The organism is Arhodomonas sp. KWT2, from assembly GCF_041949875.1.
Classification (GTDB): domain Bacteria; phylum Pseudomonadota; class Gammaproteobacteria; order Nitrococcales; family Nitrococcaceae; genus Arhodomonas; species Arhodomonas aquaeolei.
In genome coordinates, this window is sequence record NZ_JBHFPQ010000050.1 from 25,376 (window position 1) to 49,706 (window position 24,331).

Annotated in this window: 22 protein-coding genes and 1 tRNA gene; 11 read left to right on the forward strand and 12 right to left on the reverse strand. The window is 70.3% G+C overall.

Annotated features, from left to right (window positions below; genetic code table 11):
- Positions 1-318 precede the first annotated feature (318 nt).
- From ileS to murJ, 3 genes are all read right to left on the reverse strand, one after another.
- The gene (gene ileS / locus ACEZHJ_RS14925) at positions 319-3,147 is read right to left on the reverse strand and encodes an isoleucine--tRNA ligase (protein ID WP_163139562.1); all 2,829 of its coding nucleotides are present in this window, start codon (positions 3,145-3,147) and stop codon (positions 319-321) included.
- Positions 3,144-4,112: a bifunctional riboflavin kinase/FAD synthetase gene (gene ribF, locus ACEZHJ_RS14930; RefSeq protein ID WP_163139560.1), complete on the reverse strand. Its 969-nt coding sequence runs from the start codon at positions 4,110-4,112 to the stop codon at positions 3,144-3,146. Before ribF ends, ileS begins: the two co-directional genes overlap by 4 nt.
- Positions 4,113-4,769: 657 nt before the next feature.
- Positions 4,770-6,353, reverse strand: a complete 1,584-nt coding sequence (murJ, locus tag ACEZHJ_RS14935; RefSeq protein WP_375036661.1) for a murein biosynthesis integral membrane protein MurJ — start codon at positions 6,351-6,353, stop codon at positions 4,770-4,772.
- Positions 6,354-6,503: 150 nt separating this feature from the next.
- On the opposite strand from murJ, the gene rpsT reads away from it, so the two are divergent.
- Complete coding sequence (rpsT, locus tag ACEZHJ_RS14940; RefSeq protein WP_375036662.1) at positions 6,504-6,767, forward strand: 30S ribosomal protein S20; 264 nt, start codon at positions 6,504-6,506, stop codon at positions 6,765-6,767.
- 93 nt (positions 6,768-6,860) lie between these two features.
- Here the strand turns inward: rpsT and proB are convergent, their stop codons facing one another.
- From proB to rplU, 4 genes are all read right to left on the reverse strand, one after another.
- A complete protein-coding gene (proB, locus tag ACEZHJ_RS14945) occupies positions 6,861-8,006 on the reverse strand; it encodes a glutamate 5-kinase (protein ID WP_375036663.1) in 1,146 nt (381 codons plus the stop codon).
- Positions 7,999-9,033 (reverse strand): Obg family GTPase CgtA, encoded by a 1,035-nt coding sequence (gene cgtA / locus ACEZHJ_RS14950; RefSeq protein WP_375036664.1) that lies wholly within the window; start codon positions 9,031-9,033, stop codon positions 7,999-8,001. The genes proB and cgtA overlap by 8 nt, the downstream gene beginning before the upstream one ends.
- 82 nt (positions 9,034-9,115) lie before the next feature.
- On the reverse strand, positions 9,116-9,376 hold the full coding sequence (gene rpmA / locus ACEZHJ_RS14955) for a 50S ribosomal protein L27 (protein WP_018717316.1): 261 nt from the start codon (positions 9,374-9,376) through the stop codon (positions 9,116-9,118).
- A gap of 18 nt (positions 9,377-9,394) precedes the next feature.
- Positions 9,395-9,706 (reverse strand): 50S ribosomal protein L21, encoded by a 312-nt coding sequence (gene rplU / locus ACEZHJ_RS14960; RefSeq protein WP_018717315.1) that lies wholly within the window; start codon positions 9,704-9,706, stop codon positions 9,395-9,397.
- 179 nt (positions 9,707-9,885) lie between these two features.
- Between rplU and ACEZHJ_RS14965 the strand changes: the two genes are divergently transcribed.
- The 3 genes from ACEZHJ_RS14965 to ACEZHJ_RS14975 all read left to right on the forward strand — a co-directional run bounded on the left by ACEZHJ_RS14965 (position 9,886) and on the right by ACEZHJ_RS14975 (position 11,435).
- Complete coding sequence (locus tag ACEZHJ_RS14965; RefSeq protein ID WP_018717314.1) at positions 9,886-10,845, forward strand: polyprenyl synthetase family protein; 960 nt, start codon at positions 9,886-9,888, stop codon at positions 10,843-10,845.
- A 9-nt stretch (positions 10,846-10,854) separates the two neighbouring features.
- Positions 10,855-10,931 (forward strand) — tRNA-Pro (locus ACEZHJ_RS14970).
- 210 nt (positions 10,932-11,141) lie between these two features.
- A complete protein-coding gene (locus ACEZHJ_RS14975; RefSeq protein ID WP_018717313.1) occupies positions 11,142-11,435 on the forward strand; it encodes an HU family DNA-binding protein in 294 nt (97 codons plus the stop codon).
- Here ACEZHJ_RS14975 and ACEZHJ_RS14980 read toward each other — a convergent pair whose 3' ends face one another.
- From ACEZHJ_RS14980 to ACEZHJ_RS14990, 3 genes are read right to left on the reverse strand one after another with little or no spacing between them, the layout of a single operon-like run.
- Positions 11,436-13,931 carry a heavy metal translocating P-type ATPase gene (locus ACEZHJ_RS14980; RefSeq protein ID WP_018717312.1) on the reverse strand — a complete coding sequence of 832 codons (2,496 nt, stop codon included), beginning with the start codon at positions 13,929-13,931 and terminating at the stop codon, positions 11,436-11,438. It lies immediately after the preceding gene.
- A 7-nt stretch (positions 13,932-13,938) separates the two neighbouring features.
- The gene (locus ACEZHJ_RS14985) at positions 13,939-14,235 is read right to left on the reverse strand and encodes a metal-sensitive transcriptional regulator (RefSeq protein ID WP_018717311.1); all 297 of its coding nucleotides are present in this window, start codon (positions 14,233-14,235) and stop codon (positions 13,939-13,941) included.
- Entirely contained in the window at positions 14,232-14,435 is a 204-nt protein-coding gene (locus ACEZHJ_RS14990) for a heavy-metal-associated domain-containing protein (protein ID WP_018717310.1), read from the reverse strand. The genes ACEZHJ_RS14985 and ACEZHJ_RS14990 overlap by 4 nt, the downstream gene beginning before the upstream one ends.
- A 166-nt stretch (positions 14,436-14,601) precedes the next feature.
- Between ACEZHJ_RS14990 and ACEZHJ_RS14995 the strand changes: the two genes are divergently transcribed.
- The 7 genes from ACEZHJ_RS14995 to yacG all read left to right on the forward strand — a co-directional run bounded on the left by ACEZHJ_RS14995 (position 14,602) and on the right by yacG (position 22,151).
- Positions 14,602-16,440 carry an EAL domain-containing protein gene (locus ACEZHJ_RS14995; RefSeq protein ID WP_163139549.1) on the forward strand — a complete coding sequence of 613 codons (1,839 nt, stop codon included), beginning with the start codon at positions 14,602-14,604 and terminating at the stop codon, positions 16,438-16,440.
- A gap of 188 nt (positions 16,441-16,628) precedes the next feature.
- On the forward strand, positions 16,629-18,350 hold the full coding sequence (gene pilB / locus ACEZHJ_RS15000) for a type IV-A pilus assembly ATPase PilB (RefSeq protein ID WP_163139547.1): 1,722 nt from the start codon (positions 16,629-16,631) through the stop codon (positions 18,348-18,350).
- A 3-nt stretch (positions 18,351-18,353) separates the two neighbouring features.
- Positions 18,354-19,583, forward strand: a complete 1,230-nt coding sequence (locus ACEZHJ_RS15005) for a type II secretion system F family protein (RefSeq protein ID WP_163139545.1) — start codon at positions 18,354-18,356, stop codon at positions 19,581-19,583.
- Between the two features lie 6 nt (positions 19,584-19,589).
- Positions 19,590-20,459 carry an A24 family peptidase gene (locus ACEZHJ_RS15010; RefSeq protein WP_163139544.1) on the forward strand — a complete coding sequence of 290 codons (870 nt, stop codon included), beginning with the start codon at positions 19,590-19,592 and terminating at the stop codon, positions 20,457-20,459.
- A complete protein-coding gene (gene coaE / locus ACEZHJ_RS15015) occupies positions 20,459-21,061 on the forward strand; it encodes a dephospho-CoA kinase (protein ID WP_163139542.1) in 603 nt (200 codons plus the stop codon). The genes ACEZHJ_RS15010 and coaE overlap by 1 nt, the downstream gene beginning before the upstream one ends.
- Before the next feature lie 89 nt (positions 21,062-21,150).
- Positions 21,151-21,933, forward strand: a complete 783-nt coding sequence (gene zapD, locus ACEZHJ_RS15020; protein ID WP_163139540.1) for a cell division protein ZapD — start codon at positions 21,151-21,153, stop codon at positions 21,931-21,933.
- The gene (gene yacG / locus ACEZHJ_RS15025; RefSeq protein WP_163139538.1) at positions 21,921-22,151 is read left to right on the forward strand and encodes a DNA gyrase inhibitor YacG; all 231 of its coding nucleotides are present in this window, start codon (positions 21,921-21,923) and stop codon (positions 22,149-22,151) included. Before zapD ends, yacG begins: the two co-directional genes overlap by 13 nt.
- Before the next feature lie 24 nt (positions 22,152-22,175).
- Here yacG and ACEZHJ_RS15030 read toward each other — a convergent pair whose 3' ends face one another.
- Positions 22,176-23,099, reverse strand: a complete 924-nt coding sequence (locus tag ACEZHJ_RS15030; RefSeq protein ID WP_375036665.1) for a Nudix family hydrolase — start codon at positions 23,097-23,099, stop codon at positions 22,176-22,178.
- An 8-nt stretch (positions 23,100-23,107) separates the two neighbouring features.
- The gene (gene argJ / locus ACEZHJ_RS15035; protein WP_259201579.1) at positions 23,108-24,328 is read right to left on the reverse strand and encodes a bifunctional glutamate N-acetyltransferase/amino-acid acetyltransferase ArgJ; all 1,221 of its coding nucleotides are present in this window, start codon (positions 24,326-24,328) and stop codon (positions 23,108-23,110) included.
- Between the last annotated feature and the right edge of the window lie 3 nt (positions 24,329-24,331).

Here is a 24,331-nt window from a genome sequence, read left to right on the forward strand (position 1 = left end):
GCGCGGACCAGGCGCCGCGACGCGGGGCTGTCGCACACGGCCTTTGGCGGTGCACGACCTACCCGACCGCTATCCGCCGTCGACCAAGCAGGTCGCGCGACGGGGCCGTGCGACATTCCGACCTGCCGCGGTGTTGGGCTCTCGCACACGGCCTGCGGCCGTGCACGACGTACTTGCGACGCCCTGACCTGCCGCAGGGCCGCGCTGTCGCACACGGCCTTTGGCCGTGCACGACCTACCCGCTGGACGACCACTGGGGACCGCGTAGGTCGTGCGCCGGAGGCGTGCGACGGACACACGGCGGGCGCCGGAGCGTGGCTAGGCATACAGCCGTTCCTCGCCCTCGCCGGCTACGTTGGCCACGCAGCGACCGCACAGCTCCGGGTGGTCGGCGTTGCGGCCCACGTCCGGCGTGTGGTGCCAGCAGCGCACGCACTTGGCGTGCTCGGTGGCCGAGACCACCACGCCGAACTCCGTGCCGTCGGAGAGGCTCGCGGTCATCGCCCCTTCCGGGCGGGCCTCCGCCGGGTGCACCCGCGCCGCGGAGGTGATCAGCAGAAAGCGGAGCTCGTCGCCAAGCTGCTGCCACTCGCTGTACAGCGGCTCCGGGCAGTAGAGCTCGACCTCGGCCTCCAGGGTGGCGCCCAGGACCTTGTCGTTGCGCAGCTCCTCGACCCGCTTGGCAACCGCCTCGCGCAGCCCCTGGACACGCTGCCAGAAGCCCCGGTCGAACGCCTCGTCCTCCAGCGGGACAAGCCGGTCGTACCACTCCGCCATGAACACGGACGCCTCGTCCCGCTCGCCGGGGATATGGGCCCAGAGCTCATCGGCGGTGAACGAGAGGATCGGCGCGATCCAGCGCGCCAGCGCCTCGACGATGTGGTACATCGCCGTCTGGCAGGAGCGCCGGGCCAGGCTGTCGCTCTGGGTGGTGTACTGGCGGTCCTTGATCACGTCGAGGTAGAAGCCGCCCATGTCCAGCACGCAGAAATGGTGCACGCGCTGGGTGACCTGGTGAAAATCATAGGCGTCGTAGGCGGCGACCACCTCGCGCTGGACCTCCAGAGCCCGGTCCACCGCCCAACGGTCCAGCGCCAGCATACGCTGCGGCTCGACGCAGTCGCTGGCCGGGTCGAACCCCGCCAGATTGGCGAGGAGGAAGCGGGCGGTGTTGCGCATGCGCCGGTAGCTGTCGGCGGTGCGCTTGAGGATCTCGTCGGACACGGCGATCTCGCCGGTGTAGTCCGTGGACCCCACCCAGAGCCGAAGGATATCTGCACCGAGCTTGTTCATCACCGTCTGCGGGGCGATGACGTTGCCCCGCGACTTGGACATCTTGTAGCCCTTCTCGTCCACGGTGAAGCCGTGGGTAAGCGTGCCCCGGTAGGGGGGGCGGCCGTCGAGCATCATGCCGGTGAGCAGCGACGACTGGAACCAGCCGCGATACTGGTCCGAGCCCTCGAGGTAGAGGTCCGCCGGCTTGGCGAGCTCCGGGCGCGAGTCCAGCACGGAGGCGTGGGTGGTCCCGGAGTCGAACCACACATCCAGGATGTCGGTGACCTTCTCGTAGCGCGGGGCGTCGTCGCCGAGCAGCTCCGCGGGATCGAGTTCGAACCATGCGTCGATGCCGCGCTGCTCCATGCGCTGTGCCACCGCCTCGATGAACTCGTCGGTGCGCGGGTGGGGCTCGCCGGTGTCGCGATCGACGAACAGCGCGATGGGCACGCCCCAGTTGCGCTGGCGCGAGATGCACCACTCCGGGCGGTTGCGCACCATCGCCGCCATGCGGCCCTCACCCCAGTCGGGGAACCAGCGCACCGTGGGCAGGGCCTCCAGGGTCTTCTCGCGCACCCCGTTGGCCTCCAGGTTGAGGAACCACTGGGGCGTGGCGCGGAAGAGGATCGGGGTCTTGTGCCGCCAGCAGTGGGGATAGCTGTGCTCGTAGCGCTCGACGTTGAGCAGCGTCCCGGTCTCGCGCAGGGTCTCGACGATCTTCGGGTTGGCATCGAAGACGAACAGCCCGGCGAAACGCTCGGTCCCGGGGAGGAAGCGGCCGTCATCGCCAACCGGGTTCTCCAGCGGCAGGTCGTAGCGCTGGCCTACCTCGAAGTCATCGGCACCATGGCCCGGGGCGGTATGCACGGCACCCGTGCCCGCCTCGGTGGTGACGTGCTCACCGACGACCACGGGCACCTGCCGGTCCAGGAACGGGTGGCGCAGCTCCAGGCCCTCGAGGTCCCGCCCGAGGCAGCGCCCGACGATGCCGTAGTGCTCCATGCCGTAGCGCGCGAGTGCCGTCTCGTGCAACGCCTCAGCCAGCACAAGCAGCTCGCGGCCGTGGTCCACGGAGACCAGCACGTAATCCAGCTCGGGGTGGACGGCCACCGCCTGGTTCGCCGGCAGCGTCCACGGGGTCGTCGTCCAGATCACCAGCGACGCGGCGGCCTGCGGTTCCACGCCCTCGGCACCACAGGCACGGCGCAGCGCGTCGCCGTCCACCGCGGTGAAACGCACATCGATCGCCGGGGAGACATGGTCATCGTACTCGACCTCCGCCTCCGCCAGTGCCGAGCCGCAGTCGGTACACCAGTGCACGGGTTTGAAGCCGCGCTTGAGATGCCCGTTGCCGACGATTCGCCCGAGCGCGCGCAGGATGTCCGCCTCGGTGCGGAAATTCATGGTCAGGTACGGATCGTCCCAGTCCCCGATCACGCCAAGGCGCTGGAAGTCCGCTTTCTGCCCGGTCACCTGCTCCTCGGCGAAGCGTCGGCAGGCCGCACGGAAATCGGCGTCGGAGACCTCCTCGCCGGCCTTGCCGATGTCCTGCTCGACCTTGTGCTCGATGGGCAGGCCATGGCAGTCCCAACCGGGGACGTAGGGGGCGTCGTACCCGTCCAGGGTGCGCGCCTTGACGATGATGTCCTTGAGGATCTTGTTGACCGCGTGGCCGATATGGATCTCGCCGTTGGCGTAGGGCGGGCCATCGTGGAGGATGAAACGCTCGCGGCCGGCGCGCTGCTCGCGGATGCGCCGGTACAGGCCCTCGTCGTTCCAGCGCGCCACCCGGTCGGGCTCGCGCTTGGCGAGGTTGGCGCGCATGGGGAAGTCTGTCTTGGGCAGATTCAGGGTGTCTTTGTAATCGGTCACGACGTCGTCCTGCGATCCTGTGTCGATGACGGGTTGTCGGGCTGCCCGGCGAACCAGGCCCGCGCCGCGTCGGCGTCGCGCGCGATCTGATCGCGCAGCGCCTCCATGGTGTCGAAACGCTCCTCGCCACGCAGGAACGCCCGGAAGGTCACGGCGACGTGGGCGCCGTAGATGTCGCCGTCGAAATCGAAGAGGTGGGTTTCCAGCAGCGTGGCCCGACCGTTGACCGTGGGCCGCGTGCCGACGCTGGCCACCCCCTCCTGTCGCCGGCCAAGACCGTCCAGGGTCACCGCAAATATGCCGTGCACCGGCGGCGGCGAACGCCGGAAACGGATGTTCGCGGTACGCCAGCCGAGCTCCCGGCCGATCGCGTCCCCGCGGGCGACCCGGCCACTGATGGTGTAGGCCCGTCCGAGCAGCCGGCCCGCCGTGGCGAGGTCACCCGATCCCAGCGCCTCCCGGACCCGGGTGCTCGAAACCCGGCTGCCGCCGTCGACTACCGTCGGCATCCGTTCCACCTCGAAGCCGTTCGTCTCGCCCGCCGTGCGCAGCATCTCGAAACCGCCCCGCCTGCCGTGGCCGAAGCGGAAGTCGTCGCCCACCATCAGGAACCGCACGCCGAGCCGCCGCACCAGCAGATCATCGATGAACGCCTCCGCCGGCATATCCGCCAGGCCTCGGCCGAAGCGCAGGCAAACGACCCGGTCGATGCCGCAGCCGTGCAACGCGGCGAGCTTGTCGCGCAGCCCGGTGATACGCGGCGGCGCACGCTCGGGCACGAAGAACTCCAGCGGGTGGGGCTCGAAGGTCACCACCGTCGCCGGCAGCCCGAGCGCGTCCGCGCGCTCGCGCAGACGCGCGATCACGGCATGATGGCCACGGTGCACGCCATCGAAATTGCCGATGGTGGCGACGCAACCGTGGTGCCGGTGCACTAGATTGTGGCTGCCCCGGATGAGCTCCATGCCGTGCCGGTCCCCAAATCCCTGTATTCTACGGTGGATTCACTGCGCGGTGAAAGTCGTGGGCCGCCGCCGGCCCGGCGTAACGCCGGTTCAGCGTATCTGCCGAACGCCGACGACGGCCCGCACCGCCACCGCGGGCCGGTTACGTCCGGCCACCGACACCCTGACCGGGACCCGTGCGTGGAGGCCCTGGCCGCAGGGGGCCCGTGGGCTGGCTGCTGAGCACAGCCAAGATCCCGGCCCAACCCGCCTTGGGCCGGTCATGTACAGGTATCCGACACGGGCCCGGAAGATGTTGGCTGCCAGGAGCAGCCAACCTACCGGTGGCACGGCATCCCGGCCGGAACCGGCGGGGACGTCGCACACGGCCTGCGACCACGCATGACCTTGTATGTTGCCGCCGGTAGGTCGGCTGCTCGCAGGCAGCCGACGTTCCGCCAGACCCGCCGTGGACCGGCCATGCGCAGGTTCCGACACGGGCCCGGAAGCTGTTGGCTGCCAGGAGCAGCCGACCTACAGATGGCACGGTATATCCCGGCCGGAACCCGCAGGTAGGTCGTGCGCCGCAGGCGTGCGACAGTCCGGGCCGCCTCCCGGGAGCCGGGGTCCCGACCGGCACCCGTCCGTGAAGACGGCCCGCCGCCGGGCGCGGCCGGTCTACCCCGCCGGCGTCCGAACCTCCGACGACGGCGGCTCGCGCAGCATCGCCGGGCGCAGACCGAGGGCGAGGAGCACGGCAAAATACGCCACCGCCGCCACCACGATGCAGCCCGCCAGCGCGGCCACCCGCAGCCCCGGTCCCGCCGCGATCCAGGCGTCGAGCTGGCGGGCCGGCCAGTAGAGTACGGCGAGCATCACCAGGACCGCCAGACCGACCTGCCGGCGCAGGCGCGGCCAGCCGGCCTGCGGCCGGTAGACGCCGCGCCGGCGCAGCCCGCGCACGAGCAGTCCGGCGTTCACCCCCGCGGCCAGGGCCGTACCCAGGGCCAGCCCGGCGTGGGCAACGCCGCTGCCGTACAGCAGCGCCACGGCGGCGATGCTGAACACCGCGTTTACCACCATCGCGACCACCGCGTAACGCACCGGTGTGCGCGTGTCCTGGCGGGCGAAATAGCCGGGCAGCAGGACCTTGACCAGCACGAAGGGGAACAGCCCCACCCCGTAGGTGAGCAGGCTGAAGCTCGCCGCCTGGACATCGCGGGCCCCGAAGGCGCCGTACTGGAACAACGTCGCCAGCATCGGCGCGGCCAGCGCCATCAGCCCCACGGTCGCCGGGACGATGAGCACCAGCGTGAGCCGCAGGGCCCAGTCGAGGGTCGCGTTGAACGCCTTCGGCCCGGCGCCGGTGTGATCCCGAGACAGCCGCGGCAGGATCACCGTGCCGAGGGCGACGCCAAAGATGCCCAGCGGAAACTCCACCAGACGGTCGGACCAGTACAGCCAGCTGATGCTGCCGGTCATCAGGAACGACGCCAGCACCGTGTCCACGAGCAGGTTGATCTGCTGCACCGAGGTGCCGAACAGCGTGGGCCCCATCAGCCGCAGGACCCGTCGAACGCCGGGATCGCGGAAATCCGGCCGCGGCATCACCAGCAACCCCTGGCGGGCGAGGAACGGCAGCTGCAGCGCCAGCTGCAACGCCCCGGCGAGTGCCACCGCCCAGGCAAGTACCGCCACCCCGGGATCGAGCACGTCGCCGAGGATCAGCGCCGCGCCGATCAGGCAGATGTTGAGCAGTACCGGCGCGAACGCAGGCGGACCGAACGAGCCCAGGCTGTTGAGCACCGCGCCGGCACACGCGGTCAGCGAGATCAGCATCAGGTAGGGAAAGGTCACCCGCAGCATCCCCGCTGCCGCCGCGAGGCGCTCGGGGTCACCGGCGAAGCCGGGGGCGAACACCCGCACCAGCCAGGGCGAGGCCGCCATCCCCACGAGGGTCACCGCCAACAGCACCACCGCCAGGCTCCCGGAGGCCCGGCGCACCAGCGCCCTGACCTCCTGCGGCGTGCTCTGCGTGTGGTACTCCGAGAGGACCGGCACGAAGGCCTGGGAGAACGCCCCCTCGGCGAAGAGCCGGCGCATGAAGTTCGGGATCTTGAACGCCACCAGGAACGCGTCCATCCCTGCCGACGGGCCGAAGACCACGCCCAGGACGATATCGCGCACCAGCCCCAGGACCCGCGAGAGCAGCGTCCACGAGCTGAATGTCAGCAACGCCCGGAACAGGCCCGCTACCTTCATGCCGTTGTCTCCGTATACGCCTGCGATGCCCGGGCCCGGTACGCGGTCGCGCGCCCGCGCGCCGCGGGCGTCGCGCGTGATTGACACCGACCGGGCGAGGCGCCATCATACGCGACTTTATCGTGGACAGGATCACGCAGGAGTTCGACCTTGGCTAACATCGCCTCTGCTCAGAAGCGCGCTCGTCAGACCGAGCAGCGCCGTCGCCACAATCAGGCCCGCCGCTCGATGATGCGTTCCCAGCTCAAGCAGGTGATCAAGGCGATCGAGGCGGGCGACAAGGCGAAGGCCGAGCAAGCCTACAGTACGGCCGTCCCGGTCCTCGACCGCATGGCCACCAAAGGGGTGATCCACAAGAACAAGGCCGCGCGGCACAAGGCGCGCCTAGCCAAGAAGATCAAGGCCCTCGGCTAAGCCGGAACCTGCCTGATCGTGACGAAGACGCCGGCCGCTGGCCGGCGTCTTCGTTTCCACCTGCCGGCCGGACACGCCCCACCGGCACCCGCCTCAGCTCTCCTCCGAGAGCACCAGATTGTCACGGTGGATGAGCTCGGGCTCGTCGACATACCCGAGTACGGCCTCGATGCGACTGGAGGAGACGCCGCGCAGCCGGCGGGCATCCCCCGAGCCATAGTTCACCAGCCCCCGGGCCACTTCGCGGCCATCCGGGTCGAGACAGGTCACCATGTCACCGCGCATGAATCGCCCGTCCACCCGTGTCACGCCCACCGGCAGGAGGCTGCGGCCGTCCTCGCGCAGCACCCGTGCCGCACCGGCGTCCAGCCACAGCGTCCCCCGCGCCTGCAGCTGGCCGGCCAGCCACTGCTTGCGCGCCGCCATCCGCTCCCGCGAGGGCCACAGCAGCGTGCCCAGCCGCTCTCCGCCGGCGATTCGTGCCACCACGTCAGGAAGGCGGCCCGAGGCGATCACGGTCACAGCGCCGGAACGAGCGGCACGGGCCGCCGCGGTCACCTTCGTGCGCATCCCTCCGCTGCCCAGGGCACCGGGCGCATCCGAGCACATCGCCTCCAGGCGCTCATCGGCGGCGTCCGCCTCGTTGATCAGGGCGGCCCGCGGATTCCGGCGGGGATCGGCATCGTACAGGCCGGACTGATCGGTCAGGATCGCCAGCACCTCCGCCTCGACCAGGTTGGTCACCAGCGCCGCCAGGGTGTCGTTGTCACCGAAGCGGATCTCGTCCGTGGCGACCGTGTCGTTCTCGTTGACCACCGGCACCACCCCCAGCGCCAGCAGCGTGCGCAGGGTGCTGCGTGCATTGAGATAGCGGCGACGGTCGGCAAGGTCCTCATGGGTGAGCAGCACCTGGGCGGTGCGCAGACCGAAACGGCGGAACTCCCGCTCGTAGGCCTCGACCACCCCCATCTGCCCGACCGCCGCGGCGGCCTGGAGCTGATGCAGCGCATGCGGCCGACGGGGCCAGCCAAGGCGCTGCACGCCCTCGGCGACGGAGCCGGAGGAGACCAGCACGACCTGCCGCCCCTGGCGATGAGCGTCCGCGATCTGAGCCACCCAGCCGGCGATGCGCTCACCGTCGAGCCCCCGGCCCTCATTGGTCACCAGGGCGCTGCCCACCTTGAGCACCCAGCGCCGGGTATCGGCCAGCCGGGCGCGCCAGCGCGCACCCTCATCCATCGGCGTCACCCTCGCCCCGCATCGCCTCCAGGCGGTCCATGACGCGCTGGCACAGGTAGTCCGTGCCCTCCCCGCTCTCACCGGAGACCAGGAACACCGGGCCCTCCCAATCCATCGCCGCGGTGATCTCGGCGGCCACCGCGTCGCGCTCGTCGGCGGGAATGAGGTCGATCTTGTTCAGCACCAGCCAGCGCTCCCGCGCCGCCAGCCCGGGGTCGAACGCGGCGAGTTCGTCCACGACCGAGCGCGCATCGGCGGCGGGGTCACGGTCGTCGTAGATGCAGGCGATGTCGAGGACGTGCAGCAGCAGCCGGTTACGCGCCAGGTGCTTGAGGAAACGCACCCCGAGCCCGGCACCATCGGCCGCCCCCTCGATCAGCCCCGGGATGTCCGCCATCACGAAGCTGCGCCCCGGTCCCACGCGGACCACGCCCAGGCTGGGATACAGGGTGGTAAAGGGGTAGTCAGCCACCCGCGGGCGGGCACCGGAGACGGCGCGGATCAGGGTGGACTTGCCCGCGTTGGGCAGCCCGAGCAGGCCGACATCGGCGAGCACGCGCAGCTCCAGCGAGAGCTCGCGGCGTTCGCCATCCTGCCCCGGCGTAGACTGCCGGGGCGCACGGTTGGTGGAGCTCTTGAAATGGATATTGCCGACACCGCCGTCGCCACCGCGAGCCACGAGCAGCCGCTCGCCCTCGGCGGTGACATCGCCGATCACCTCGCCGGTCTCCCGGTCGGTGACGACGGTGCCCACCGGTACGGGCACGATGACGTCGTCGCCGCTGCGCCCCGTCATCTGCCGGCCGCGGCCGTTCTCACCGCGCTCGGCCGCGTAGCGGCGGCTGTGACGGAAGTCCGCGAGGGTGTTCAGGCCCTCGTCGCCGACCAGGTAGACGCTGCCACCACGGCCGCCATCGCCGCCGTCAGGCCCGCCCCTGGGGACGAACTTCTCCCGCCGGAAGCTCACGCAGCCGTCCCCGCCGTCACCGGCGGCGACCCGGATACGCGCCTCGTCCACGAATTTCATACCGCCACCTCGAGCCGGCCCTTACCGGCAAAAAAAAGCCCCGTCCTGCGACGGGGCTTTTCGGGATGCGTTCGGTCGCCGATCAGCTCGCCGCGCGTATGCTCACGAAGCGCCGCTTGCGCGGCCCCTTGCGCTCGAACACGACCTCACCGTCGCTCTTGGCGAACAGGGTGTGGTCGTGACCGATGCCGACGTTGGCGCCCGCGTGGAAGTGCGTGCCGCGCTGGCGAACGATGATATTACCGGCGCGCACCGCCTCGCCACCGAAGCGCTTCACGCCCAGGCGCTTCGATTCCGAGTCGCGACCGTTGCGGGTACTACCGCCTGCCTTCTTATGTGCCATGCCTCGTTAACCTCCGATTCAGCCGGCGTTGATGCCGGTGATCTTGACCTCGGTGAAGTGCTGGCGGTGGCCGTGCTTGCGGTGGTAGCCCTGGCGGCGCTTGAACTTCACCACCTCGACCTTGCGGTCACGGCCGTGGGAGACCACCTCGGCGGAAACACGGCCGCCGTCCACCAGCGGAGAACCCACCTTCACGTCGTCGCCGCCGACCATGAGCACCTGGTCGAACTCGACCGTGGAGCCGGCCTCGGCCTCCATCTTCTCCACACGGAGGACATCGCCCTCGCTGACGCGATACTGCTTACCGCCCGTCTTGATCACGGCGTACATGGCTGCGTTCTCCAAATCCGGTTCGCTGCTAATGCAGTCTGGGAAACTAAAGACCGCGAATCATAGGCTTCGCGCCGCGCGAGGTCAACTCCCGCGGGCGTTTTCTTGACACCCCCCACCCCCCTCTCTAGCATCCGGTCGACTCACCACTCCAGGAGCTGCCCGGGACGGACCATTTAATGGATCTCGCCGCCATTCGCGAACTCGTCACCGAGGACATGCAGGCCGTCGACCGGGCCATCCAGGACCGCCTGCGCTCGGACGTGGTGCTCATCAACCAGCTCGGCGCCTACATCGTCAACAGCGGCGGCAAGCGGCTGCGCCCGATGGTGGTGCTGCTGACCGCCCGCGCCGCCGGCTACGGGGGCGACCGCCACATCCCGCTGGCGGCCATCGTCGAGCTCATCCACACCGCGACGCTGCTCCACGACGACGTGGTCGACGGCTCCGACCAGCGCCGCGGACAGGACACGGCCAACCATATCTGGGGCAACGAGGCGAGCGTGCTCGTCGGCGACTTCCTCTACACCCGCTCGTTCCAGATGATGGTGGAGCTCGGCAGCACCGAGGCCATGGAGACCTTCGCACGCGCGACCAACACGATCGCGGAGGGCGAGGTGCTGCAGCTGCTTAACGTCCACGACGCCGACGTGGACGAGGCCCGCTACCGCGAGGTCATCTACCGCAAGACCGCGGCCCTGTTCGAGGCGGGCTGCCGCCTGGCCGCGCTGTTCGCCGGCAGCGACGACACCGCGGCGGCGGCCTACGGCCGCCACCTGGGGACCGCCTTCCAGCTCATTGACGACGCCCTGGACTACGATGGCAACCCCGCGGAGATCGGCAAGAACGTCGGCGACGACCTCGCCGAGGGCAAGCCGACGATGCCGCTTATCCGGGCCATGGAGGTCGGCGACGAGCATACCCGGGCACTCATCCGCGAGGCGATCGAGGCCGGCGGGCGCGAACGGATCACCGCGGTCTGCGAGGCCATTGCAAACACCGACGCCATTGCCTATACTCGCCGCCTCGCTGAGGAGGAGGCGCGCCAGGCAGAGGCAGCACTCACCTTCGCGAGGGACGATCGGCTCCGCGAGGCCCTCGCTGAGCTGGCACGATTCGCTGCCGACCGTCGCCACTAGCAGACAATCCGGGGTGTAGCTCAGCTTGGTAGAGCACTACGTTCGGGACGTAGGAGTCGCTGGTTCGAATCCAGTCACCCCGACCATTCCCCGAGAAGGGGCCGGATCGACGGATCCGGCCCCTTTTTCGTTGGAGCGTCGCCAAAACCCTCCTGTAATGTGGTCCCGGTCACACTCGTCGCGGAATCGCTGGACACGGCGGCAATGCGTCTGCTGAACTCCGCCACAGACCCTGCGTTGCCGCCGCCCGGTGGCGAGCGATCCGACTCCGACAGCAATCGAAGGGAGAGAGGCGAATGAATCCTGTGATGAACAAGAACGAGCTCATCGACGCCGTACGTGACCGCTGTGACGAGCTGCCTCGCAAGGCGGTCGCCGAGGTCGTGGACGCGCTGTTCGACACCATTCAGGGCACAGTTGCCGACGGCACCGATGTCAGCGTTACCGGCTTCGGGCGTTTCACCCGGACCGAGCGCGCGGCCCGGACCGGGCGCAACCCCCAGACCGGCGAGAGCATCCGGATCGCCGCCAGCCGCGTTCCCGCCTTCCGCCCCGGCAAGGGCTTCAAGGATCAGGTCAACGGCGGCTGATCAGGCCGCGGCGGCCGGCGTACGCCCGCCGGCCGCCTCACCCGCCTCCCCCGGGCCCATGGGCCCACGGAACCGGCGCAGCCGCAGGGAGTTGGTGAGCACCAGCACACTGGAGAGGCTCATCGCGCCCGCGGCGAGCATCGGGTTGAGCAGGAAGCCGCTCACCGGCCAGAGCACCCCCGCAGCCACCGGGATCAGCGCGACGTTGTAGCCGTAGGCCCAGGCGAAGTTCATCAGGATGGTCCGCCGGGTCGCCCGCGAGAGCGCCACGGCATTGACGATCCCGTCCAGCGATCCCCGCATCAGGACCACATCGCCGGCCTCGATGGCCACGTCCGTCCCCGTTCCCACGGCAATACCGGCATCCGCCTGGGCCAGCGCCGGGGCGTCGTTGATGCCGTCGCCCACGAACAGGACACGCCGGCCCTCGCCCTGCAGGCGCCGGATCTCGTCCGCCTTCTGCGCCGGCAGCACCTCGGCGACCACCCGGTCGATCCCCAGCTCCCCAGCGATGGCCTCCGCGGTGGTACGGGTATCACCGGTAAGCATCGCCACCGTGAGCCCGCGCTCGCGCAGCGCTGAAACGACGGTCGCCGCCTCCGGCTTGACCGGATCGGCCACGCCGAGCACCGCGACCAGCTGACCGTCCTCGACGACGTAGAGCGGGGTGCGACCCCGGGCCGCCAGCGTCGAGGCGATTTCCCGGCCATCACCCGCCGCCACATCGAGGCGTTCGAGGTAGCGCTCGGCGCCGACCGCGATGTCGTGACCGTCCACCCGGGCGCGCACACCGTAGCCGGCCTCCGCCTCGAAGCCCTCGGCGCGCGTCGGCTCCAGACCGCGGTCCCGGGCCGCGGCGACGACGGCCTCGCCCACCGGGTGTTCGCTCAGGGCCTCGACCGCGGCGACACGGGCAAGCACCGTCGCCTCGTCGCCGGCGAGCACGCGCACGTCGGTGACCGCCGGCCGCCCCCGGGTCAGGGTCCCGGTCTTGTCCATGACCACGGTATCCGCCTTCGCCAGGCCCTCCAGTGCCGCCCCGCGGCGGAAGAGCACGCCCATGCGCGCGCCCCGGCCGGTACCGACCATGATCGCCGTGGGCGTGGCCAGTCCCATGGCGCAGGGGCAGGCGATGAGCAGCACGCTCACCGCGGTGACGAAGGCGTAGGACAGCGCCGGCTCGGGCCCGGCCGCCAGCCAGACGACGAAGGTGATCGCCGCCGCGGCCAGCACCAGGGGCACGAACACCCCCGCGATCCGGTCAGCCAGACGCTGTATCGGCGGCTTCTCGGCCTGCGCGGCCTCCACCATGCGGATGATCTGGGAGAGCACCGTGTCACCGCCGACGCGGCTGACCCGCATCACCAGCCCGCCCTGGCCGTTGACGGTACCGCCCATGAGCTCGGCACCCGCCTCCTTCGCCACAGGCTCGGGCTCGCCGGAGAGCATGGACTCGTCCACCCAGGAACGACCCTCGATCACGGATCCGTCCAGCGGCACCCGCTCCCCGGGGCGCACCACCACCTCGGCCCCGACGCTCACCTCGGAGACATCGACCTCCCGGGTATCGTCGCCGTCACGGACCCGCGCGGTGGGGGTCTGCAGTGCAAGCAGCCCGCGGATCGCCTCCGAGGTCCGCCCGCGGGCGACGTGCTCGAGCAGCCGGCCGACGAGGATCAGGGTGACGATCACACCGGCGGCCTCGAAGTAGGTCTGCGCCGTGCCCTCGGGGAATATCCAGGGCACCACCAGCGCCAGGAACGAATAGCCCCAGGCGGCGCTGGCCCCGAGCATCACGAGGCTGTCCATGCCCGGCGCGGCATGGCGCAGCTCCGCCACGCCGCCGCGGAAGAACCGCGCACCGGCCCAGAAGAGCACGGGCGAGGCCAGCACCAGCTCGAGCCACATCCATGCCCGCTCGGGCATCACCGACTGCATCCACGAACCGATCCCGGGCAGCATCTTGCCCATGCCGATGATCACCAGCGGCACTGTGAACGCTGCCGCGAACGCCACCGAGCGCTTCAGCCGCGTCAGCTCCGGGTCGGCACGGTCTCCCTGCGAGGGCGCCCCCTCGTCCGCATCGCGGCTGGCCGTGTAGCCCGCCCGGTCCACCGCGGCGATGACCTCGCGGTCGAGATCGGCGCGGGGGATGACGTTCAACCGCGCGTTGCCCAGGGTCAGATTGACGCTGGCCTCGAGCACGCCCGGCACGGCGGCGAGCGCACGCTCCACGCGGCGCACGCAGCCGGCACACGTCATGCCCTCGATGGTGAACGTCCGCTCCTCGGTGGCGACGTCGTAGCCGGCGTCCCGGACCGCGGCAACCGCGTCCGCCACCGCCGGGTCCCCGTCGAAGGCCACCCGGGCGTTACCGGTGGTGAGATTCACGCTGGCCTCGCTGACGCCGGAGACGCCGCCGAGGGATTTCTCGACGCGGGAGACACAGCCCGCGCAGGTCATCCCCTCCACGGGGATATCGACAGTGGTGCTCATGGTCGGCTCACCGGTACTTCAGGACGTCCATCAGCTCCTCGACGATACGGTCGGTATCGCCGCGCTCATGGGCGGTGGTGACGTGGTTGCGCAGATGGCTGCGGAGAACGAGATCCCCGACCTTGCCGAGGGCGCCCTCCACCGCCTTGATCTGCTTGAGCACGTCGACACAGTAGATCTCGTCGCGCTCGAGCATGCGGGCGATACCATCGACATGCCCGCGCAGGGACAGCAGACGGCGACGGGCGTCCTCGCGGACCCCGTCGTCGAGCTGCAGTCCGCAGTGCGTCTCGGCCTCGCTCATGACGACGGCGCCGTCACGTCGTAACCGGCCTCGCGCACAGCGTCGGCCACTGCCCCGGCCTCCGGCTCGCCGCTCACCACCAGGGCACCGCTCGCCGCGTCCACCCGGGTGACCGACTCCACCCCGGGCACGGCCTCGACCGCTTCGCGAACCGCCTTCTCGCAATGACCGCAGGACATACCCTCAACCTGGAACTCCATCGTTCACCTCCTGGCCTCAATCCCTCCCCCGGTGGGAGGGGTATATGTCGCTCAGAGCATAACGCCGCACCCTTCGGCACACAAGGTCCGCTCGACCGCGCACGGGGAATGACGCACCATTGCCACCGGGCCCCGCCCGCAGGGGACGCCATCATGAGAGACCGCCATGGACCAGGGAACGGACCGGCCCGACACCATCTACATCTGCCTGTCGCAGCTGACGGACAGCCAACACCTCGCGGCGGCACTGCGCGCGCACGGCCACCACGCCCGCGCGTTCGCCAGCGCGGCCGTGCTCCGGACCGCAGTAGCCCACCGCCCGCCGGCCGTTATCGTCGCGGCCGTGGACCCTCCCGCCGGCGAGGACGGCCCACCATGGCGGACAACCCGAGACCCCGGCGCCACCACGCTCATCCTCGCCGTCCCGGATGCGGGTGTCGGCAGCTATCGCCGCGCCCTCGATGCCGGGGCCGACGCGGTGGTGCCACAGCCCGTCGCCCCGGGCCCGCTGCGGCGGGTCCTCGCCGGGCTGGGCGACACCGGGGAACCGGGGCGGACCGCGCTGATCGGCACCGCCGCCTCCATTCCGGATGCGCTTGCGACAGACGGCCTCGCCGTCACCACCTTCGAGCCGGACGACGACGCCCTGCTGCTGAGGCTGGAGCGATGGCGGCCGGACGCCGTGATCGTCGACGCCGAGCTCACGACCACGCTGGTTCCGGCCATCCGCCAGCGTCCGTCGCTGACGGCACCGGTACTTGCGACCCTGCACGCCGGTGACCCGCCGCGGTGCCCGCCCCCCGGTGTCGACCTGGCTCTGGGGCCCGGCCACGAGGCCGTACTCGCCCCCCTCCTCCGTCGTCGGATCCAGGCCAACCGCCGCCGGATCACCAACGCCTGCATGCTTGAACACAGCGACCCGGCCACCGGCCTGATGCGCGGAGACGCCCTGCTCGCCGAGGTCGCCACGGCCACCGCAACGGCCGACCGCGTCCCCTCCACCGTGCTGCACATCGCGCTCACCACCGACGGCGACACGCCGGCCGAGGAGGAAGCGGCGATCATCACCGCCGCCGACGCCATGAACACTGCGGTGCCGCCGCTGGGCCCTCTCGCCCGGCTCGGGCACGACCGCTTCGCGTTTCTCGCACGGGGCGTCCCCGCCGGCGCCTGCGGCGACCTCGCGGCCCGCCTCGCCGACGCCGCCGAGGGCGCGGCGCCAACCGTATCGGCGCAGGTCGATGCCCGCGGAGTGACGCCGGCGTCGGATCCGGAGGGCCTTCTAAGCGCCTCCGGCCCGCTCCCCCAACCGGGGGGCCACAGGAGCAGCGGCGAGTGGCGCAGGCGCATCGAGAGCGCCTTGAATGCCGAGCGTCTGGCCACGCGCAGCGCGGCACTGACGCGTCTCGACGGCGGTACGAGCCACCTCGCCCGGGTACACCCGCGTATCCTCGACGAGGCCGGATCGCCCCTGCCGCCGGGGGACTACGGTCCCGCCATCGCCGGCTCCCGGCTGGCGATGCGGCTGGACCGCGAGGTCCTGGAGTGCGTCCTCGACGGGCTGGCCGCATCCGCCGATATCGCGGCGGTCATCGTGCCGCTCGGGGTCGGCACGCTCGCCGATCCGGCCTACCCCGGGTGGCTGCGCGGGCGCTGCGACCATCACGGCGTCGCCCAGGGGGCTGTCATCCCGGAAGTGGCCGCCGCCGAAATCGCCACCCCGGCCCTCGCCGCGAACATTCCGGACCCACTGGCGGTCTCCGGCGTCGCGGACGCCGCACGCCTCGCGGAGATCGCCGCGGCGCTGCCGCTGGCCTTCATCCGGCTGCATGAGGCACTGCTCGCCAGTGACGGCTCCGTCCTCGACGACACCGCCCTGCGCGCCATTACCGGGCACGCCCGCGCTCATGATGTCGCGGTTATCGCGCCCCCGGTCGCCCGCGCCGGCACGCTCGCTTCGCTCTGGGCCGCCGGCGTGAACCTGGTCGAGGAGGACACGCATTAGTGCCGACCCGTTCCCATTTTGCCGCGAAAACCTGCGGCAAACGGGCACCGGGCCCCGGCGGGGCTGGTTACAGTCGACGGGACGATCGGGTATAGTCGCCCCATAAGGGGAGTCGGCAACAGGCGCGACGGGGCGGCCAACCCCGGGGCATTTCGCGCCGTATTCCATCAGGCAAGTGGTGACAGCCTATGGCAACGGCCAATCCGTCGGTGAAGCTCGGGGGACTCGCGGGGCGGCTCGTTCGCGACGGTCTGCTTGAAACCGAGCAGGCTCAGCAAGCGCTCGCCGCGGCCCAGCAGGCTGAACAGCCCTTCGTTACCTACCTTACCGAACAGCGCATGGTCGCGCCGCTGCGCATAGCGGCGGCGGGGTCGGACGAGTTCGGCCTGCCGGTGATGGATCTGGACGCCATCGACCTCAGCCAGACGGCCGTATCCCTGGTGCGCGAGCGCCTTATCCGCCATCACCGGGCGCTGCCGCTGGTGCACCGGGGCAAGCGCCTCTACGTCGCCGTCTCCGACCCCACCAACCTGCGCGCCCTGGACGAATTCAAGTTCCACACCGGGCTGATTACCGAGCCCGTTCTGGTCGAGGACGACAAGCTCGGCGCCGCGATCGAGAACGCACTCAACGACGCCGGCGACGCCCTCGCCGACCTCGACCTGGACGAGGACCTGGAGAACCTCCAGGTCTCCAGCGGCGAGGAGGAGGAGAACCAGGACGCCGGTGCCGCCACGCCGGACACCGACGACGCGCCGGTGGTGCGCTTCATCAACAAGGTCCTGCTGGACGCGATCAACCGCGGTGCCTCCGACATCCATTTCGAACCCTACGAGCGCGAGTACCGGGTCCGCTTCCGCCAGGACGGCATTCTCCACAACGTCGCGAGCCCGCCGAGCGCCCTTGCACCGCGCCTCGCCGCGCGACTCAAGGTGATGTCGCGCATGGACATCGCCGAGCGCCGCGTCCCGCAGGACGGACGCATCAAGATGAACCTTTCGCGCCGCAGGGCCATCGACTTCCGTGTCAGCTCGCTGCCAACGATCTACGGTGAGAAGATCGTGCTGCGCATCCTCGACCCAAGCTCGGCGCAGATGGGCATCGACCAGCTCGGCTACGAGCCGGAGCAGAAAGAGCACTTCCTCGACTACATCCACAAGCCCTACGGCATGGTGCTCGTGACCGGCCCCACGGGCTCCGGCAAGACGGTCTCGCTCTATACCGCACTGAACATCCTCAACACCACGGACCGCAACATCTGCACCGTGGAGGACCCGGTCGAGATCAACGTCGGCGGCATCAACCAGGTCAACATAAACCCCAAGGCCGGGCTGCACTTCGCCGGTGCGCTGCGCTCGTTCCTGCGCCAGGACCCGGACGTAATCATGGTCGGCGAGATCCGCGACCTGGAAACCGCGGAGATCGCGATCAAGGCGGCCCAGACCGGCCACCTGGTCCTCTCGACGCTGCACACCAACGATGCGCCGCAGACGCTCACGCGTCTCGCCAACATGGGCGTGCCGGGCTACAACATCGCCTCGTCGGTGAACCTCATCATCGCCCAACGCCTGGCGCGGCGACTGTGCAGCCAGTGCAAGCAGCCCCAGGAAATCCCGCGGGAGGCGCTGCTCGAGGAAGGGTTCCGCGAGGACGAGATCGACGACCTCGTCCTCTACGGCCCCCAGGGATGCGATCAGTGCGCGGCCGGCTACAAGGGGCGGGTGGGCGTCTACCAGGTCATGCCCGTATCAGAGCGAATGGGACAGATCATCATGGAGGGTGGTAACGCAATGCAGCTGCAGGAACAGGCCGAGCGCGAAGGCGTCAAGGACCTGCGCACCTCGGGGCTGGACAAGGTCCGCGAGGGCGTCACCAGCCTGGAGGAGATCAACCGGGTCACGGTGGACTAGGCCATGGCGACCAAGGCGCTCAAGCTCAACAGCTTCAACTGGGAAGGGGTCGACCGCAACGGCCGCAAGGTCAAGGGCGACTCCCGCGCCGAGAGCGCGACCAGCCTTCGCGCGACCCTGCGCAAGCAGGGAATCGCGGCACAGCGGATCCGGCGCAAGTCCTCCATCGCCGAGCTCATGGAGGGACAGCGGCGCAAGCGCATCCGTTCCGGCGACATCGCGATACTCATGCGCCAGATGGCGACGATGCTGGACTCCGGCGTCCCCATCGTGCAGGCGCTGGATATCATCGGCCGCGGGCACGAGAACCCGAACATGCAGCAGCTCGTGCTCGGCATCAAGGAAGACGTCGAGTCCGGCACACCGCTGTCCGACTCGCTGCGCAAGCACCCGATGTACTTCGACGAGCTCGTCTGCAACCTCATCGAGGCCGGCGAGCAGGCCGGTGTGCTCGACACGCTCCTCGACAAGATCGCCTCCTACAAGGAGAAGACCGAGTCGATCAAGCGCAAGATCCGCAAGGCGCTGTTCTACCCGGCGGCGGTCGTGTGCGTGGCCATCGGCGTGACCGCGATCCTGCTCATCTACGTGGTGCCGCAGTTCGAGTCGCTGTTCCGGGGCTTCGGCGCCGACCTGCCCGCGTTCACCCGCATGGTCATCGACCTGTCGGACTTCACGCGGGAGAACTGGCTGTTCATCCTCATCGCCCTGGTGGCAGCGGTGATCGCGGCAGTACAGTCGTACAAACGATCACCGAAATTCCAGCACTTCCTGGATAGGGTGGTACTACGCATACCGGTGATCGGCCCGATCCTCCACAAGGCGGCGATCGCGCGATTCGCGCGTACGCTCTCGACCATGTTTGCGGCCGGCGTGCCCCTGGTGGACGCCCTGGAGTCAGTAGCCGGCGCCACGGGCAACTCCGTGTACGGCAACCTCGTGCTGCGCATGCGCGAGGAGGTCGCCCAGGGCCAGCAGCTGCAGTGGGCGGCGGATCAGACCAAGATGTTCCCGCACATGGTGGTACAGATGATCGCCATCGGCGAGGAGGCCGGCTCCCTCGACACCATGCTCGGCAAGGTCGCCGAGTTCTACGAGGAGGAGGTGGACGCGGCCATCGACAGCCTCTCCAGCCTCCTGGAGCCGTTCATCATGGTCATCCTCGGCGTGCTGGTGGGCGGGCTGGTCATCGCCATGTACCTGCCCATCTTCAAGCTCGGCCAGGTGATCTGAGCGCCCATGCCGGCCCTAGAGTTCCTGGCCGCCAGTCCCGGCCTCCAGGGCGCGCTCGTCGTGCTGGTGGGGCTTGCCGTGGGCAGCTTCCTCAACGTCGTCACCCTGCGGGTGCCACGAATGCTGGAGGCGGACTGGGCTGCCCAGTGCGCCGAGCTGCGCGGTGAGACGCCACCCGGGCGCGAGCCCTTCAACCTCATGCGGCCGGGCTCGCACTGCCCCGCCTGCGGCGCCCCGATTCTTGCCCGCGACAACATCCCGGTCCTGGGCTGGCTGCTGTTGCGCGGCCGCTGCCGTGACTGCGGCACGCGCATCTCCCCGCGTTACCCGATCGTGGAGGGCGCCACCGCCGTGCTCTCGCTGGTCACCTGGTGGCAGCTCGGCTGGACCGCCGCCGGAGCGGCCGGGTTGGTGCTGACCTGGTGGCTGATCGTGCTCACGGTCATCGACCTGGATCATTTCCTCCTGCCGGACAACCTGACCCTCCCGGGGCTCTGGCTCGGGCTGCTGCTTGCGCTGGTACCGGTATTCGTGGGACCGGCGACGGCGATCGCCGGTGCCGCCGCGGGCTATCTGGTGCTCTGGGCGGTGTATCACGCCTTCCGTCTGATCACCGGCAAGGAGGGCATGGGCTACGGCGACTTCAAGCTCCTCGCCCTCCTCGGCGCCTGGCTCGGCTGGCAGATGCTGCCCCTGGTCATCATCGTCTCATCGTTCGTGGGCGCCGCGGTGGGCATCGCACTCATCGCCGGCCTCGGCCGCCACCGCGATCAGCCCATTCCGTTCGGGCCGTACCTCGCGGCGGCCGGCTGGGTTGCCCTGCTGTGGGGCGATACCCTTATCGACGCCTACCTGCAGTTCGCCGGGATCACCTAGTGTTCGTGGTCGGACTCACCGGCGGCATCGCCAGCGGCAAGTCGACGGTGGCCCGCCTGTTCGCCGGACACGGCGCCGACGTCATCGACACCGACACCGTCGCCCGCGAGGTGGTGCTCCCGGGCTCCGAGGGGCTGACGGCCGTCGTGGACGCCTTCGGCGGGGACGTCCTCGCCGGCGACGGCAGCCTCGACCGCCGCGCCCTGCGTGCCCTCATATTCGACGACGAGACCGCACGGCGGCGCCTGGAATCGATCCTGCACCCGCGTATCGAGGCGGCGGTGCACGAGCGCATCGCGGCGAGCCCGGGGCCGTATGTCGTGCTGGTGGTGCCGCTGCTGGTGGAGTCCGGCTGGCACGAGTGGGTCGATCGCGTTGCGGTGGTGGATGTGGAGGAGACACACCAGATCGAGCGCCTCGGCCGGCGCGACGACCACACCCCCGAGCAGGCCCGTGCCGCACTCGCGGCCCAGACCTCGCGCGCCCACCGGCTCGCCCACGCCGACGACGTAATCGACAACCGCGGACCGCCGGAAGCGCTCCGCGACGCCGTGGACGCCCTCCACCAGCGCTACCTCGCCCTCGCCGCCGGCACCCGGTAAGCCTCACGGTGACGCCGCGCGGCGACGGGTTGGTCGCGGCTCGCCCGCTGCGTCACAATAGGCCACTCGTTTCTGCAGGATCGTCCACCATGAGTGAAACCTCCTCGTCGCGCATCATCTACGAACACCCGCTCAACGAACGGGTGCGCACCCTGTTGCGCCTGGAGTTCCTCTTCGACCAGGGCCGCTTCGGGATGACGGGGGACACGGAGTGGCACAGCCGGCTCGCGGTGGGCACGCTGGTGGACATCGTCGCCCTGCTCTCCCGCGGCGATCTGCGCTCGGAGATCCAGAAGGAGCTCGAGCAGATGGTGAACTCGCTGGAGGCGCTGGAGAAGCGCCCCGGCGTCGACCCCTCGCTGCTCGCACCGGTTCTGGACGAATGCCGCGACCTCGCCCAGCGTCTGCGTGCGGCAGCGCCGGGCATACCGGCCATCGTCCGCGACAACGAGTTCCTGGCGGCGGTGGCGCAGCGCTCCGGGATCATGGGCGGGACCTGCGCCTTCGATCTGCCGGGCTATCACCTGTGGCTGAACCAGTCCCCCGAGCGGCGCCGCGAAGACCTGGAGAGCTGGTACGACGGCTTCGGGATCCTTCACGAGGCGACCCGGCGGATCCTCTCCCTGCTGCGCGACAGCGCCGACCCGGTGACCCTCGAGGCGGAGGGGGGCAGCTACCAGCGCACCCTCGAGCGGGGCTCCCCCTACCAGCTGCTGCGGGTCGCCCTGCCCGCGGAGGCGCCGTACTTCCCGGAGATCAGCGGGAACAAGCACTTCTGCACGGTTCGCTTCATGGTCCAGGGCGGCGCCACCGAGCGTCCCCAGCAGACCGACGAGAACGTACCTTTCCGGCTGGAGCTATGCGCGATCTGACCGCCGACAGGCCCGGGGACGGCAGCCCGGCCACGGTTCAATGCCCCAACTGCGGGTCCCGCGTGGAGTGGTCGGCGCGATCGCCGCACCGCCCCTTCTGCAGTGAGCGCTGCCGGCTCATTGATCTCGGTGCCTGGGTGGAGGGCGAGCGCTACATCCCCGGCGAGCCATCGCTGGACGCCTGGAGCCCCGGCGAGGGCGAGGACGTCGACGACTGACGGCGCCCGCGCAGGCCCCCGCACCTACCAGAGCCCGCGGATGCCCGCGATGCCCTGCGCCCGGGCGGCCAGCGCCTCCGGCAGGTCGTCCGCACCCATCCCGCCCAGCGCATACACCGGGCGCGGGAATGCCGCGATCCAGTCCTCGAAACGATGCCAGCCGAGAGGGCGGGTCTCGGGGTGGGACGGCGTGGCGTGTACCGGTGAGAGCACGACGAAGTCCGCGTCCACCCCCAGGGCCCGATCGAGCTCGTCCGGGTCGTGGCAGGAGGCGGCCACCAGCATATCCGCAGGCAGCGGCCGGGCGTCCAGCGAGCGTAGGCGCGCGGAGGTCAGGTGGACACCGTCGGCCCCCGCCGTCCGCGCCGCGTCCGGCCCGCCGTTGACCAGAAGCCGGGCGCCCGCGGCGTGGCAACGCCGGATCGCCTCCCCCAGCAGTGCCGCGTCCGGCGTGGCCCGCCGCCACTGCACCAGGGCCAGCCCGGACGCGAGGGCGCGATCGAGGCGCATCAGCAGCGCGTCACCACGCTCGTCGGCAGGCGTGATGGCGTAGCGCTCGGGCAGGGTCAGCGCCCGAACGATCGGCGCGTTGGCGGCGGGGAACGGATAGGCACTCAGCCCGGCGGCGGGGACCCAGCGCCACTCGGCCACCTCGATGGCCCGCGGCGTCTCGCCCGGCGCCGGCTCCGTGAGCCACACGTCGAGCTCGACCCGCCGGCCGGGGTAGTCGAAGGGGATACGAATCAGCGGGCGGCGCGGTGCGACGGTGATCCCGAGCTCCTCGCGGATCTCGCGGACCAGCGCGTCGGTGACGGCCTCGCCGGGCTCCACCTTGCCACCGGGGAACTCCCACAGCCCGCCCTGGTGCAGATGATCCGGTCGCCGCGAGATCAGCACGCGGCCGTCCCCGCCGCGGATCACCGCGACGGCCACATGGATCGTCTCCACGGCCGGGCTCATGAGCGGTAGTCGGCGTTGATCCGCACGTACTCGTAGGAGAAGTCGCAGCTCCAGACCGTGGTGCCGGCCTTGCCGCGACGCAAATCGATGGTCACGGGGAGCTCGTCCGCAGCCATGCGCCGCGCGGCCTCCGCCTCCTCGTAATCCTCGACCCGGCCACCACCGTCGGCGATGGTGTAATCGGCGAGGTCGACGCGCACGCGGGTGACATCGAGGTCATCCACACCGGCACGGCCGACCGCGGCGAGGATCCGCCCCCAGTTCGGGTCGCCCGCGAACACGGCGGTCTTCACCAACGGGGATTCCGCCACGGCGAACGCCACCCGGGCCGCCTCGTCGTCGTCCCGGGCGCCGCGGACGGTGACCGCGATCTCGCGGGTCGCCCCTTCGCCGTCACGCACGATCGCCCGCGCCAGGGATTCGCACACACGGGAGAGGGCGGCCCGGAAGCGCTGGTAGCCCTCGGGATCGGTGTCCGGATCGATACGGGCGGCGCTGTTGCCGCTGGCGATGAGTGTGCACGCGTCGTTGGTGGAGGTGTCGCCGTCGACGGTGATGCGGTTGAAGCTCCCGGCCACGGCGTCACCGAGCAGACGCTGCACCACCGCCGGCTCGATGACCGCATCGGTGGCGAGGAACGCCAGCATGGTCGCCATGTTGGGCCGGATCATGCCCGAGCCCTTGGCGATGCCCGTGAGGGTGACGGTGCGCCCGTCGACCTGCACGCGCTCGCTGACCCCCTTGGGCCGGGTGTCGGTGGTGAGGATGGCCTCGGCGGCGTCCCCCCAGGCGTCGGCCCGCAGGCCGTCCACGAGGGCAGGCAGGCCCGCCTCGATGCGTCCGACCGGCAGCGGCTCGCCGATCACACCGGTGGAATACGGCAGCACCGCCTCCGGCGTGCAGTCGACCAGGGACGCCAGTGCCTCGCAGCAGCGCCGGGCATCGGCGTGACCGCGTTCGCCCGTGCCGGCGTTGGCGTTGCCCGTGTTGACGAGCAGATAGCGCGGCGCGGTCGTCGCGAGGTTTGCCGCGGCGAGCACCACCGGTGCCGCACGGAAGCGGTTCTCCGTGAACACCGCGGCGGCATTGCCCCCCGGCGCGAGCTCGATGAGCGCGAGGTCGCGCCGGTTCGGCTTGCTCACGCCCGCGGCCGTGGCGGCGAGGCGCACGCCGGGGACCGGATGCAGCACCGGCAGGGCATCGTTACCGACCGCCACGGA